Raw genomic sequence first — 14,597 nt, forward strand, 5'->3', positions numbered from 1 at the left:
ATGGGAATTTAAAAATGTCCGGTACGAAAATCCATCCAACTGCTCTTGTGGAGAAGGGAGCGCAGCTTGGTGAGAATGTACGCGTTGGACCATTTTGCCATATTAGTTCAGAGGCTGTTATTGGTGATGAATGTAGTTTGACAAGTCATGTTGTAATAATGGGAAAGACAACGTTAGGAGCCAAGAGTAAAGTATTTTCTCATGCCGTTTTGGGGGCAGATCCGCAAAATAATAAACATAAAGGAGGGGCTACAACTCTTTTTATTGGTAAGAATTGTACGATTCGTGAAGGTGTAACAATGCATAGGGGCTCCGATTCGAGTGTAGGAATGACAGTTGTTGGTGATAATTGCCAATTTTTTTGTTATGCGCATATCGCTCACGATTGTTATGTAGGCAATCATGTAACATTTGCCAATAACGCAATGATTGCTGGTCATGTTACTATTGGTGATTATGTGATTATTGGTGGTGGTGCTGCTGTTCATCAATTTGTTCGTGTTGGACATCATGCATTTATCGGCGGCGTATCTGCACTGGTTGGTGATCTGATACCTTATGGAACAGCTGTTGGTGTGCAGGCAAAACTTGCTGGACTCAATATTATTGGTATGAAGCGTGCAGGACTTGAGCGTCAAGATATTCATGCACTCCGTCATGCGGTTGCTATGCTTTTTGATCATAGCAAACCATTTAAAGAGCGTGTCAGTGATGTTGCTTCTTTCTATTCTTCTTCTCAGTCTGTTTCTGAAGTTGTTAATTTTATTAAAGAAGAAGGAAAGCGTTTTTATTGTACACCAAAATTTGAAGGTGTTAGAATAAAAGAACATAAGGATTAAAAATGCCTATTTGGGGAGCTAGAAGTTTTCTTTCCGGCCGTACTGCTATTATAGCAGGAAATGGTGTTCTACCGATTACTGTTGCACAGACTCTTGAGAAGAATGGAGAAAATCCTTTTCTTGTGCTTTTGCATGGTGAGGCAGATTCTGTTCTTTATCGCTATGAGCATTGCGAGCTATCAATTGTAGAGTTAGCACGACTCGTTAAAATTTTAAAAGAGGCTGGTGTATATAATGTTGTTTTGGCAGGTGGTGTGAAAAAGCGTCCACTTCTTAAACAATTGCGACTGGACTGGACAACATTTTTAGCTCTTCCTAATTTAATCGGAGCTTTGAAGAGGGGAGACGATGCGTTATTAAAAGCTTTTATACGGGTTATTGAAGCACACGGTTTTTGTGTTATCGGTGCTCACGAAATAGTCCCAGATCTTTTAGCTCCCATAGAATTTAATTTAACAGTACGGCGCGCTACTCCAAAAGAGAAAAAAGATATTTTTTTAGCAGTAGAAGCAGCAAAGCTTTTAGGTCAATTAGATATCGGGCAAGCCGTTGTCGTTGTTCAAGGAAGGGTGGTTGCTCTAGAGGGCGCTGAGGGAACTGATAATATGTTGTGGCGTATTTGTGAAATGCGAGAAAGAGGGCAAATTCCCCTTAAAGGTGGCATTCTTGTAAAATGCGCAAAACCACAACAGGATAATCGCGTTGATTTGCCATCAATTGGGCCCGCGACAATAATGAATATTGCAAAGAGTGGTTTATCTGGTGTTGCGGTGGAGGCAAATAGAAGTCTAATATTATCGGTGAAAACAACAATAGAAAAAGCCAACAAATATTCTTTATTTATAGAGACATTTGAAAAGTTTGGTCATGAATAATTGTTTCTTAAAGATTGCAGTGGTTTCAGGTGAGGAATCTGGTGATTTACTTGGGGCCGATCTAATTTCTTGTTTATTACAACAGATAGGATGCAATATTCATTTGATTGGTGTTGGGGGGAGCCATTTAAAGGCATTAGGCTTAAAAAGCTTTTTTGATTCCCATGATATTGCTTTAATAGGTTTAAAGGAGGTGTTGAAAAAACTACCATTGTTGTTGCTACATATTCGCAATTTATCCAAATTTATTGCACAAGAACAACCTGATTGTTTAATTATTATTGATAGTCCTGATTTCACGCATCGTATTGCAAAAAAGGTACGTGCTTTAGCGCCTTCTATTCCTATCATTAAATATATTGCACCAACCGTTTGGGCATGGAGGCCAGAGCGTGCAAAAGCTATGTGTGGATTTGTTGATCATGTTTTAGCGGTTTTTCCTTTTGAAGAAAAGATTATGCAAGATTTGGGAGGCCCTGCCACGACTTATGTTGGACATCGTCTTTTGACATATCCTCCCCTTTTGAGAATTCAGTCAGAAAAAAAAAGCCAATTAGAACAAAGAAATTTGATCGATACACAAACATTATCGCCTACATTAGTTATTTTGCCAGGATCACGCAATTCAGAAATTCGTTCCTTAATGCCTATTTTTCGAGAAACAGTAGAGATTCTTGTACAACGTATTCCTCATTTACGTATTATTTTACCAACCTTACCTCATTTGGTAGATAGAATCCTGGACTTTGTGCAGGGCTGGAAAAGCAAGATAGAAATTGTAGTTGGTGAAGATGAAAAATGGCGTGCTTTTGCACAAGCAGATGTTGCTCTTGCTGCACATGGAACTGTTTCACTTGAATTAGCCTTAGCAAAAGTTCCTATGGTTCTTTGCTATAAACTTGATTTCTTTTCTAAATTATTTATTTTTCCTAAAATGATGTTATGGAGTGCTGCTCTTCCAAATATTATTGCTGATAAGCCTATTGTTTCGGAATATTTGAATGAATTAATCCGTCCTGGCATGTTAGCAAGACAGGTAGAACAACTTTTGGCTAATCCTTTATTGCGACAGGCACAACTTGATTCCTTTGAGATGGTAGAACAGAAAATGAAAACTGAAGTACCATCGGGGGTTGTTGGCGCACAAACAATTATCACTATTTTAAAAAGCAGGAATAAAATTGTATAAATAAAGCAATATTTTAATGATTAATATTTAATTTTAGCAAGAAAATTACAAGCACGTTGGCTTTTAGGATTGGTAAAAAATTCTTCAGAGGCTGCATCTTCAACAATTTTTCCATTTTCTAGAAAGAGTATTCTTTCTGAGACTTTACGTGCGAAGCCCATTTCATGGGTAACACAAAGCATTGTGATCCCTGTATCGGCCAAACGAGCCATCACTTCCAAAACTTCTCCCACACTTTCTGGATCAAGAGCAGAGGTTGGTTCATCAAAAAGCATGACTTCAGGTTCCATACAAAGTGCACGGGCAATCGCAACACGTTGTTGTTGCCCACCAGAAAGTTGTAAAGGATATTTTTCACAGTGTTTTTCAATACCAACATGTGTTAAGTAACGAATTGCCCGTTCTTTTGCTTGTTGTTTGGAAAGTCCCTGAACTGTCATAGGTGCTAAAATACAATTTTGTATAACGCTCATGTGGGGAAATAAATTAAAGTTCTGAAAGACCATTCCTATCTTACGAAGAACATTTTTTTGCTGTTGTATAGGTGCAGTATGGATATCAACGTTATGGATACAGATTGAACCTTTTTGTGCTTGTTCTAATTGATTAATACAACGAATTAACGTTGATTTTCCTGATCCGGATGGTCCACAAATAACGATATGTTCACCAGCTTGAACATTAAAGTTGATATCATGTAGGACCTGAAAGTTTCCATACCATTTATTTAGATTTCGAATAGAGATCACTGTTTTTTTACTGGGAGAGATCGATTTATTATTTTTCAAATTCATCTTATTTTATTCTTTCATTGATGAAGAACTTGATTAATTCAACATTTTGGTTTGGTAAAGTTTTTTATGATCATTTTATTTATCGTAAATATCGAGTGAGGCGCTGCTCGATAAAAACAATAAAACGATGAATGAGTTCAACGATAAAGAGATAGATAAGAGCAGCCCAAACGTAAGCTTGAAAATCGAAAGTCCGTGAATAAGCGAGTTTAGCAACCCCCATTAAATCATAAACAGTAATAAGTGAGGCAACAGCACTGGATTTAATCATTAAAATCAACTCATTCCCTAGGGGACGTAATGCTACAATCATTGCTTGTGGAAGAATAACTCTAAAAAATGTGACAGAGTTGCTTAAACCTAAAGCTTTTGATGCTTCGCGTTGTCCAGTTGTTACGGATAGAAAACTTCCTTTAAAGATCTCAGATTGATAGGCAGCAGAATTGAGTGTAAAAATAAAAAGACAACAATACCACGCGTTTTGAAAAAACCACCATAGCCCCACTTGTTGCCAAAAACTGTTCATTGAACCAAGCCCATAATAAAAAAGAAAGAGTTGAGCTAATAAAGGAGAGCCACGGAAAAAATAGACATAAGCATTTGCAAAATATTGTAAAAATGTATTCTCTGATAGACGTGCAAAAGCGATAAGCATACCAAGAAAAAGTCCTAGAGAACAAGAAATAGAAACAAGTTCAACAGTAACAATAAAGCCATTAATAAATTTTGGTCCATAATGACTTAAAAGATCAGGATTAAAAAGAAAATAAAGCCACTCAGGAATCATTGACCTAGCACCTTTTTATAGCCTATTTGAGTGTATGTTTCCAAATAGCGTAAGATTGCAGTAAAAACCGCTGAAAATAACAAATAGAGTAAGCATGCTACAAAATAAAATAGCATGGGTTTATTGGTAGCAGCGACAGCTAGATTCGTTTGTCGCATGAGGTCAACAAGCGCGATGGTAGAAACAAGGGATGTATCTTTCAGTAAAGTAAGCCAATTATTAGAAAGTCCTGGCAAGGCATTTCGGATGAGCTGAGGGAAGACAATACGAAAAAATGTGGTTGACCGTGAAAGTCCTAAAGCTTTAGCTGCTTCATATTGACCTTTATCAAAAATATTAAATGCTCCAAGCCAAACTTCACAAGAAAAAGCTGCAAGAACCATACTAAGGGCAAGAACACCAGCAACAAAAGCATTGATACTGAACATGATTTCAAAACTAAAATAGTCAAATAAATTTTGAATAAGGCTTTGTAATCCGTAGTAAACTAAAAACAAAGTTAAAAGCTCTGGTAGCCCACGAAATATCGTTGAAAAGAGGCGTGCCATAGCTTTGGCCATCTTAATATTGGATCGAATCATCACTGCATTGAGAAGTCCTAGAGGAAATCCTAGAAGTCCACAACATAATGCCAATGACAAAGTCATTCCTGCACTGGAAAGTATAACTGCTCCCCATCCACCATTGCTAAATGATAGCAATGCTAAATTTTCAATCATTCTTGTATTCCTCATGAAAGAGTTAGATAATATTTTTTAGCAATAACCAACGGGTTTTATTTAAATATCATATTGATATTTAATAAACATCACTTGTAAAATATTTTCTCATAATTTTTTCATAAGTTCCATCCAAACGGATTTCTTTTATTGCTTCATTGAACTTATTTTTAAGATCATTATTATTTTGACGGACTGCAATTGCAACAGGAAATCTTGTTTCTTCTAGAGTTCCCAAGAGGAGACAACAATCTTTTCCTTCATTTTTAAGCCAATTTAATGCTTGTAATTTATCAACAATAATCACATCAAGTCGATGATTTAAAAGATCACGATTCACTTCTATTGTGGAAGGATAGAGTTTTATTTTCACCTCTTCAGAGGCAAAATGATCTTCTGCATAGAAAGCTTGTGTTGTATTTGATTGCACACCAAGATTTTTACCTCTAAAGTCTTTTGTCGAGATTTCTTTAATTCCCGAAGCTTTGGTAACAATAACAGCCAGTGCTGTATCGTAGTAAGGATCTGTAAAGTCAATTTTTTGTAAACGCTCTTGTGTGAGAGAGAGGGAAGCAATGATAGCATCATATTTTTTTGCAATAAGTCCAGGGATCATTCCCTCGAAGTCTTGTGTAACAATAGTACACTCAACATTCATTTTTTTACAGAGTGCATAAGATATATCAATATCAAGTCCCTGCAATTTATTATTTGAGTCAATATAACTGAAGGGAGGATAGGTGCCTTCACTCGCAATTTTTAATGTTTTCGCATCAGCCAATTGGGTGAATAGTGCGGCGCTTATTATAAGAGCTCCTGCTAATAGTTTCATGATGTTCTCCTATTGGATAAGCGGGCAATATGAAATCATTATGTTTTTATAATCCGTAAGCTTTTTGGGAGCAATTCAAAAATTTATTGATGTTTATTTTAGATCATTATGTTGGGCATTATTGATAAAAAAAGAATAAATATCTTATTGCTTGTATGATAGCTTAATTTTCACGAAATTTTTGATTTGAATCATTTTATGAGTAAAAACTGAGGATTTTTCTTGAAAATAAGGCTATTAAATTTGAACATAAAAAAAATTAGATTTTAATACGATAAAAATACAACCTTATTGTTGTCATTAGATTCTACAAAATGTTTAGCTCTCAAGGAGCAATTAAAGTTATTTTGATAAATGTAAATTTTCTTATAAAAATGCCGAATTTCTAATTATACCTGCATGTCCAATAAAGATTTAAAAAATACTCCTTAAATATACAGATTGAGTTTTAATTCATAGTACTATCTAATTGATATCGAAAGTAAAATATTTTCTCATAATTTTCTCATAGGTTCCATCGGCGCGGATTTCTTCTATTGCTTTATTAAAACTGTTTTTAAGATCATTATTATTTTGACGGAGTGCAATTGCAATAGGAAAATTTGTTTCTTTTAGAGTTCCCAAGAGGAGACAGCAGTCTTTTCCTTCATTTTCAAGCCAATTTAATGCTTTTAATTTATCAAAGATGATGATATCAAGCCGATGGCTTAAAAGATCACGATTAACTTCTGTTGCTGTAGGATAAAGTTTGATATTAACTCCTTCAGAGGCATAATGATCTTCCGCATATGCAGCTTGTGTTGTATTTGATTGTACACCAAGGTTTTTACCTCTAAAGGCTTGCGTTGAGATTTCTTTAATTTCCGAATTTTTGGTAACGATAACAGCGAGTGCTGTGTTGTAGTAAGGATCTGTAAAATCAATTTTTTGTAAGCGCTCTTTTGTAGGAGAAAGGGAAGAAACGATAGCATCATATTTTTTGGCAAGAAGACCGGGAATCATCCCTTCAAAGTCTTGTGTGACAATAGTACATTCAACATTCATTTTTTTACAAAGCGCATAAGATATATCAATATCAAACCCTTGCAGTTTGTTATTTGAGTCAATATAACTAAATGGCGGATAAGAAGCATCGCTTGCAATTTTCAGCGTTTGAGAATTGGCCGATAGGGTAAACAGTGTCGCGCTTATTATAAGAGCTCCTGCTAATAATTTCATTATGTTCTCCTATTAGATAAGCTGGCAAATATGAAACCATCATGAATTTTTATAATCTGTAAGCTCTTTTGGAGCAATGTAAAAAATTTATCTGTGTTCATTTTGCTATCATTATGCTGAATATCATTATCAAAAAAATAAATTCTTTTTATCAAGTATCGGAATAAAAAATACAGGAAAGAAGGTCACCTCTTATTGATTATAGGATGATTTTTAATAATTTTATTTAAAAATCAATAATTTATCTTTAAAAGAAAAACTATTAACTTAAATACAAAGAAAATTTCAGCTTTTAACAGAACAAAATGTAAAGTGTTTTTATTTCTAATTAGAGAAGCACTTAATGTAAGCTTTTTGCAATTTTATCTGAAGAAGATAGAAAGAAAAATTATGACATTGCTCGATTTTAATATGTAATAAGGCTTTTAAACATGGGGAATAATAGGGAATACATTTCCATTAAAGATAATGAGGATTATAAGGTCAAATTTTCAATTTCTTTTTGCTAAATGTTTGGCTAATTCGCAGAAGAGTATTCTCAATTTCTTTACAGAGCTAAAACTTAGAATTTTTTAGTAAATTTTTATGATGATGTTATCTCTGTAGAAAGAGTTTTAAAATCACGTTTTATAAAAATTCTTAAAGGATGTTTTTTGATTACTCTCAATAAAGCTTCAGTAAATTGAAGCTTTATTGATTTCTTTTTTTAATTTGCACGTTCATCTATAGGAACATAGTCACGCATAGCATAGCCTGTGTAGAGTTGTCGAGGACGACCAATTTTTTGTGCAGGGTCTTCAATCATTTCTTTCCATTGTGCCACCCACCCGACACTGCGCGCCAATGCAAAAAGGACAGTAAACATTTCAGTTGGAAAACCTAGAGCTTTTAATGTAATGCCGGAATAGAAATCAACATTGGGATAAAGCTTTTTCTCAATAAAATATTCATCACTTAAGGCAATTTTTTCAAGCTCTATTGCAATATCAAGAAGAGGGTCATCTTGAATGTTGAGTTCTTTTAAAACTTCATGGCAGGTTTTTTGCATGATTTTTGCACGTGGATCATAATTTTTATAGACACGGTGCCCAAAGCCCATAAGGCGGAAAGGATCATTTTTATCTTTTGCACGTGCAATAAATTCAGGAATTCTTTTAATAGAACCTATTTCTTGTAGCATTTTTAGGCATGCTTCATTGGCACCACCATGTGCTGGTCCCCAAAGGCATGCAACACCTGCTGCAATACAGGCAAACGGATTAGCACCTGAGGATCCAGCAAGACGTACCGTAGATGTAGAAGCATTTTGTTCATGATCTGCATGAAGGGTAAAGATTTGATCCATCGCCCGAGCAAGCACAGGGTTTGTTTTATATTCTTCACAAGGAACAGCAAAGCACATATGGAGGAAATTTGCAGCATAACTAAGATCATTACGTGGATAAACAAATGCTTGTCCAATACTGTATTTATAGGCCATAGCAGCAAGCGTTGGAACTTTTGAGATAAGACGAACAGAAGCAATCATTCTCTGGTGAGGATCTGTAATATCAATAGAGTCGTGATAGAACGCAGACATAGCGCCAAGGCAGGCAACCATGACGGCCATAGGATGAGAATCACGGCGGAAGCCATGGAAGAAGCGTGCAAATTGTTCGTGGACCATGGTATGCTGCATAATACATCGATCAAATTCATTTTTTTCTTGCTGTGTTGGGAGTTCACCATAAAGTAAAAGATAACAACTTTCGAGAAAGTCTCCTTTTTCAGCCAATTGATCAATAGGATAACCACGATAAAGCAATATGCCTTTATCACCATCGATATAAGTAATTTTTGATTCACAAGAAGCTGTTGAAGTAAAACCAGGATCATAAGTAAAAATATCGGTTTTTTTATAGAGAGAAGCAATTTCAATGACTTCAGGTCCACTCGTGCCTTTACGCAAGGGAAGCTCTACTTTTTTATCATTCACAATAATATATGCGTTATTCTCAGACATTCGGTATTCCTTTCAGATCCTTCACTTCTAAAAATTAAGACTCTGCTTCATCAGAGTGGGGGATGTATAACTGAAGCTTTTCTTACTTATTTAAGGGTAGATTGCCTCTAAAAGTGAGTACATGCAATCTAAAAATATTTCCTTATTGATCATTATTACTCAATAAGAAATGTATTTCAATGATATAACATAAAAAACTCTTTTAGGGCGCGTTGAGATATCTGTATAGACCCTTATTTGAGGAAATATACTCAGTGTCCATCATGGGCATATTGTTGTGATAAGTTGGTCCTTGATGCGATGAAGGGATTCATCGCGTCCTAATAAAATAAGAACATCCAAAACACCTGGTGATGTTGCACATCCTGTAAGAGCTGCGCGAAGTGGTTGGGCGATAGATCCAAATTTGAGATTCTGTGTTTGTACACAAGAGCGAAGTGTTTCATCTAGAGTTTTTGTATCCCAAGAGGGGCAAGCTTTCAGAGCAAGATAAAGATCGTTTAAAATGGTTCGTCCATTTTTATCTAAGAGTATTTGAGCTTTTTCATCAAGTTGTAAAGGTCGTTGCGTAAAAATGAAGGAGGCATTGTCAATCAGTTCGCACAGTGTTTTTGAACGTTCTTTCAAATGCGGGATTGCTTTTAAAAATTGAACACGGCGTTTTTCATCAAGTCTTTCAATAATTTGTGCTCCCCTATCGGTTTCTGGTAGAATATTAAGAACGGCATCAAAAAGTTCTTGATCATTACTCATACGCATATAGTGTCCGTTGATGGAAATGAGTTTTTTGAGATCAAAACGAGCAGCACCTTTGTTAATATCCTCAATATCAAACCAAGAAATCATATCTTTAAGTGACATCAGTTCGTCATCACCATGACTCCAACCTAAACGGACAAGGTAATTGCGCAAAGCAGCAGGAAGATATCCCATTGATCGGTAGGCATCAACACCGAGCGCACCATGTCGCTTTGATAATTTTGCACCGTTTTCACCATGGATAAGAGGAATATGGGCCATAACAGGAATGTCCCATCCCATTGCTTTAAAGATAATCGTTTGTCGGGCTGCGTTGGTAAGATGATCGTCACCACGTATAATATGTGTGATGCCCATATCATGATCATCAACGACAACAGCATGCATATAGGTAGGCGAACCATCAGAACGTAAAATAATAAAGTCATCGAGATCTTTATTAGGAAAACGGACATCACCTTGAACACGGTCATGTATGATCGTTTCTCCATCTTGAGGGGCTTTGATGCGAATAACAGGCTTAACACCTTTAGGAGCTTCAGAACTGTCACGGTCCCGCCAACGTCCATCATAACGGGGTGGGCGCCTTTCTGTACGGGCTTTTTCACGCATTTCAGCTAACTCCTCAGGTGAAGCATAACAATAATATGCTTTGCCATTCTTGACTAACTGTTCAGCGATTTGGCGGTGACGTTCTGCACGTTCGAATTGCGAAATAGGGGCGCCATCATAACTAAGACCCATCCAGTGCAAGCCATCTATAATGGCTTTTACAGCTGCTTCTGTTGAACGCTCTCGGTCTGTATCTTCAATTCGTAAAAGCATTTTTCCACCGGTATGTTTTGCATAAAGCCAATTAAAAAGAGCAGTACGAGCACCACCAATGTGAAGGAAGCCAGTGGGTGAAGGGGCAAAACGAGTAATAACAGACACGAATATTTTCCTTTAAACTAAGATATTACTTATGGAATTTTATAGAAAAGTCATGTTAGCATAAGTGATGGGGCGTGCAATAGCCGTATTGCGAGTTAAAGTGGGGGACTGATGTTTTATAAAAGTAAAGAGGGTTTATCCGAAAAATCTGTTACAGAAAGAAAAAAGCCATGTCAGATAGGGCAGAGTGTTTTTTCTAGGTATGATGATGCAAAGAATGGTAGCTATAATCAACAAAAACTTTTTTTATTGACACTCTTAAAAGAAGTAATCATTTTTTTTCGCAAATGGTTAGAAGATTGTATTAATAAAGAAGTTTCTTTTGGTATCCTTTTTTCGCTGATTTTAGTCTTTTTTGCCCTAGGAATCATTTTCTATTTTCATTTAGAGTGGGAACCAAGTTGGGGACAATTGGGGGCGTTGGTCAGTATTTTTCTGGGAATATTCTATGTTGCACGTTTTTATCGAAAAATATGGATTCCCGTGGGATTTCTGTTTTGTATTATATTGGGTGTTTTAGCGGCAAAAATAGAAACGTGGCGTATTGCAACACCCATGCTAAGCAGTGACATTGTCACTACATTGACGGGAAGAATTGTTTCTATTGAGTCAGGTGCCAAAGGAGGATTTCGTTTAGTTTTGGATATTTTGAATACAGAAAATCCCGTATTACGCCATAGTCTTCATCGTGTTCGTTTATCGGCAAGATATTTGCCATCTGGCTTAGCGATTGGTGATGGATTGCATGGAAAAGTTAAGATTCGTGCATTCTCTGGGCCGGTGCGTCCAGGAGGCTACGATTTTAGTTTTCATAATTATTTTAAAAGAATTGGAGCACAAGGCGTTTATTTAGGAAAACCAAGAAAAATATCCGTTTCGCAGCCTGATGGAATATTCGCTATCATTCTACAGAAAATTGAAAATTTACGCACGAAGATGACACAAAGAATCCGTATAGCCCTTGAAGGAGAAAAGGGAAGTGTTGCAGCTGCCCTCATAACAGGGCAGCGTGCTGGTATTTCAAATGAGACAAATGAAGCATTACGTACAGCTGGATTAGCTCATATTTTATCAATATCAGGTTTACATATGGCGTTGTTAAGCGGCATAGTTCTTTTGAGTATCCGTAGTTTTTTAGCATTTTTTCCAGTTTTTTCTTCCTATTATTCCAGTAAAAAATTTGCTGCTATCGTTGCTTTTATGATAACAGCTTTTTATTTGTTATTGTCGGGCTTAGCAATATCAGCGCAAAGAAGTTTTGTGATGATTGCTGTTATGTTGGTTGCTATATTGTGTAATCGCTCTGCTATAACAATGCGTAATTTTTCCATTGCAGGGTTGATAACTCTAGCGATGACACCCCATGAAATATTAGGTCCTAGCTTTCAAATGTCCTTTTCTGCGACTGCTGCTTTGATCGCTTTTTTTGATTGGTGGAGTGGAAGGTCATTTTTTCGTAAAAGAAAAACAACTCCCTCTTATGTTGGAGGAGGAGTGATAAATTTTGTTTTCTTATCGATGCTTTCAACATGTGCTTCTTCCTTTGTTGCAGGGAGTGCAAGTGGAATTTATGCTGCTTATCATTTTTCTAATATGGCATCGTTGAGCATTATCAGTAATGCTTTTGCTTTGCCTGTCATCTCAATTTTTGTCATTCCCTTTGGATTAATCGCAGTTCTTGCAATGTTAGGAGGATTCGAATGGCTTCCTCTTCAAATTATGGGTTTTGGAGTTGATCTTGTAATAAAGATTGCACATGCTATCAAGGCTATTTCTCCTGATTTGAATCCTGGTTTTATGCCGTTATCAGCGTTAGTTTTATTGAGTATAGGCTTGGTTGGACTGACTTTTTGCAAAACACCCATCCGGCTCTTTTTTAGTTTGTTTATTTTGGCAGGTATTTCTATTTGTGTAATGCATTCACCTGTACAACTGATTATAGCAGATAATATGCGTCTTGTGGGCGTTATCCATGATAAAAAATTATATATTGATCGTTACCATATTTCTAAGTTCACGACATCCATATGGAAAAAGTCATTTCGTGTGAATGAAACGATTAAACCAACAAAATATGGTCCTTCGTTGCACGGACAATTTATTTGTGATTATCATGTATGTACGTCATTATTAGAAAATGGATTAAGAGTGGTTGTTTTACAGAGAGAAACAGGTCAATGTGTAGAGGCAGATATTCTCATTCAGACATTTGTGATGCATAATCCAACTTGTTACAAGAAGGCAAAAATAATATTTATACCTCAACAATTGTTATCACGAGGAAGCGTTATGATGACCAAAGGTGGAGATATTATTTGGTCTTCGCTAGGGTTTCATAGACCATGGAATATGCACAGACAGCGTTCATAAAAACATATAATCAGTCATATTTTGCTTCACATTTGGATAATGACAAAACAAAAAATAACAGAAGACTTTTCTCATAATATTTTACGGTATTTAAATTGGTAAGTTTATCAACGTCATTGAAATGAGATAATAATCTACAGTTTTCTAGAAATAGATGATTTTTTATATCTGATCATTTTAATTTTTTCAAAAAAATTGATATGTGCATCTTTGTGCATCCTATTGATAGCACAAAATAAATCAAAAATTCTTATTGAATGAGAAAAATGCTAACAAATATTCTCAAAGAAATAAAAAAGATAATTGTTGATTATTCTATTTTATTCTTATCATATATTTCTATAACGAGTAACATCTCTTCAAGCAAAAGATGATGGTCAATTTAAATAGATTGCGTCAAGAGGTTATCTTTTATTATCATTATTATCGGTGGTAATAGGGGTGATAAATGCTGCTTATACGGATAGAAGGCAAAGTCATTTATGAATGTTCAGCAGTTAAAAAAAATGGCAGCTATTAAAGCGCTTGAGTTTGTTGAAGATGGTATGCGGCTTGGAATCGGATCTGGTTCGACAGTCAATGAATTTATTCGTCTTCTAGGTGAGCGTGTTGCGGATGGTTTGCGGGTGACTGGTGTTGCTACTTCAAAATATTCTGAACAACTCTGTCATAAGTTTGGAGTGCCTGTTAGCACTTTAGAACAAATACCTGAGCTGGATCTTGATATTGACGGAGCAGATGAAATTGGTCCTGAGATGATGCTCATTAAAGGGGGAGGGGGAGCATTGTTGTATGAAAAAATTGTAGCGTCGGCATCTCGTGCAATGCTTGTCATTGCGGATGAAACAAAGGTGGTAAAAAGACTTGGTGCTTTTGCACTACCAATTGAAGTTAATCCATTTGGTATCCACACAACATGCAGAGCCATTGAAAAAGTTGCTGATGATTTAGGGCTTTCTGGAAAAATTGCATTGCGAATGAATGGAAAAAATCCTTTTGAAACAGATGGTGGCCATTTTATTCTTGATGCATTTTGGGGCTGCATTTTGCAACCAAAACCATTATCGGATGCACTTCTTGCTATTCCTGGTGTTGTTGAGCATGGACTTTTTTTGGGGTTGGCTTCACGTGCAATTGTCGCTATGGCTGATGGTCAAACAAAAATTTTAGAATCTTTTGATTTTAGAGAAGACAGTTTCATGACGATATGTTAGCACAGTAAAAAAGGGTCTTAAAGATTTTAGGTAGAATAACGAATTAAAATTATAATTAGCGATCGG

At 36.0% G+C, this 14,597-nt stretch carries 12 protein-coding genes; 5 read left to right on the top strand and 7 right to left on the bottom strand.

Translation table 11 applies throughout. The features are described from left to right. Positions 1 to 14 precede the first annotated feature (14 nt). The 3 genes from lpxA to lpxB are packed head-to-tail and all read left to right on the top strand — an operon-like array spanning position 15 to position 2,903. Positions 15 to 839, top strand: coding sequence for an acyl-ACP--UDP-N-acetylglucosamine O-acyltransferase (gene lpxA / locus ACFINO_RS05855; protein ID WP_375609506.1), 825 nt, complete (start codon positions 15 to 17; stop codon positions 837 to 839). A 2-nt stretch (positions 840 to 841) separates the two neighbouring features. Next, the gene (locus tag ACFINO_RS05860; protein ID WP_375632782.1) at positions 842 to 1,714 is read left to right on the top strand and encodes an LpxI family protein; all 873 of its coding nucleotides are present in this window, start codon (positions 842 to 844) and stop codon (positions 1,712 to 1,714) included. Next, positions 1,707 to 2,903, top strand: coding sequence for a lipid-A-disaccharide synthase (gene lpxB / locus ACFINO_RS05865; RefSeq protein ID WP_375655238.1), 1,197 nt, complete (start codon positions 1,707 to 1,709; stop codon positions 2,901 to 2,903). Before ACFINO_RS05860 ends, lpxB begins: the two co-directional genes overlap by 8 nt. Positions 2,904 to 2,923: 20 nt before the next feature. Here the strand turns inward: lpxB and ACFINO_RS05870 are convergent, their stop codons facing one another. From ACFINO_RS05870 to gltX, 7 genes are all read right to left on the bottom strand, one after another. Then, positions 2,924 to 3,697 (bottom strand): amino acid ABC transporter ATP-binding protein, encoded by a 774-nt coding sequence (locus ACFINO_RS05870; RefSeq protein ID WP_375655239.1) that lies wholly within the window; start codon positions 3,695 to 3,697, stop codon positions 2,924 to 2,926. A gap of 79 nt (positions 3,698 to 3,776) precedes the next feature. After that, complete coding sequence (locus ACFINO_RS05875) at positions 3,777 to 4,484, bottom strand: ABC transporter permease (protein WP_375655240.1); 708 nt, start codon at positions 4,482 to 4,484, stop codon at positions 3,777 to 3,779. After that, positions 4,481 to 5,203, bottom strand: coding sequence for an ABC transporter permease (locus tag ACFINO_RS05880; protein WP_375632790.1), 723 nt, complete (start codon positions 5,201 to 5,203; stop codon positions 4,481 to 4,483). The genes ACFINO_RS05875 and ACFINO_RS05880 overlap by 4 nt, the downstream gene beginning before the upstream one ends. 79 nt (positions 5,204 to 5,282) lie before the next feature. Beyond that, positions 5,283 to 6,035, bottom strand: coding sequence for a transporter substrate-binding domain-containing protein (locus ACFINO_RS05885; protein WP_375612134.1), 753 nt, complete (start codon positions 6,033 to 6,035; stop codon positions 5,283 to 5,285). A 465-nt stretch (positions 6,036 to 6,500) separates the two neighbouring features. Further along, positions 6,501 to 7,253: a transporter substrate-binding domain-containing protein gene (locus ACFINO_RS05890; RefSeq protein WP_375618360.1), complete on the bottom strand. Its 753-nt coding sequence runs from the start codon at positions 7,251 to 7,253 to the stop codon at positions 6,501 to 6,503. 706 nt (positions 7,254 to 7,959) lie between these two features. Next, positions 7,960 to 9,255: a citrate synthase gene (gene gltA / locus ACFINO_RS05895; RefSeq protein WP_375618359.1), complete on the bottom strand. Its 1,296-nt coding sequence runs from the start codon at positions 9,253 to 9,255 to the stop codon at positions 7,960 to 7,962. A gap of 261 nt (positions 9,256 to 9,516) precedes the next feature. Then, positions 9,517 to 10,947, bottom strand: a complete 1,431-nt coding sequence (gene gltX, locus ACFINO_RS05900; protein WP_375655241.1) for a glutamate--tRNA ligase — start codon at positions 10,945 to 10,947, stop codon at positions 9,517 to 9,519. Between the two features lie 111 nt (positions 10,948 to 11,058). Here gltX and ACFINO_RS05905 point away from each other — a divergent pair, with 111 nt between their 5' ends. Further along, positions 11,059 to 13,317, top strand: a complete 2,259-nt coding sequence (locus ACFINO_RS05905) for a ComEC/Rec2 family competence protein (RefSeq protein WP_375643172.1) — start codon at positions 11,059 to 11,061, stop codon at positions 13,315 to 13,317. A gap of 482 nt (positions 13,318 to 13,799) precedes the next feature. After that, the gene (gene rpiA / locus ACFINO_RS05910) at positions 13,800 to 14,531 is read left to right on the top strand and encodes a ribose-5-phosphate isomerase RpiA (protein WP_375618356.1); all 732 of its coding nucleotides are present in this window, start codon (positions 13,800 to 13,802) and stop codon (positions 14,529 to 14,531) included. The last annotated feature ends 66 nt before the right edge of the window (positions 14,532 to 14,597 follow it).

This window comes from Bartonella sp. AA83SXKL (genome assembly GCF_042196965.1).
In the GTDB taxonomy this organism is placed as follows: Bacteria; Pseudomonadota; Alphaproteobacteria; order Rhizobiales; family Rhizobiaceae; genus Bartonella.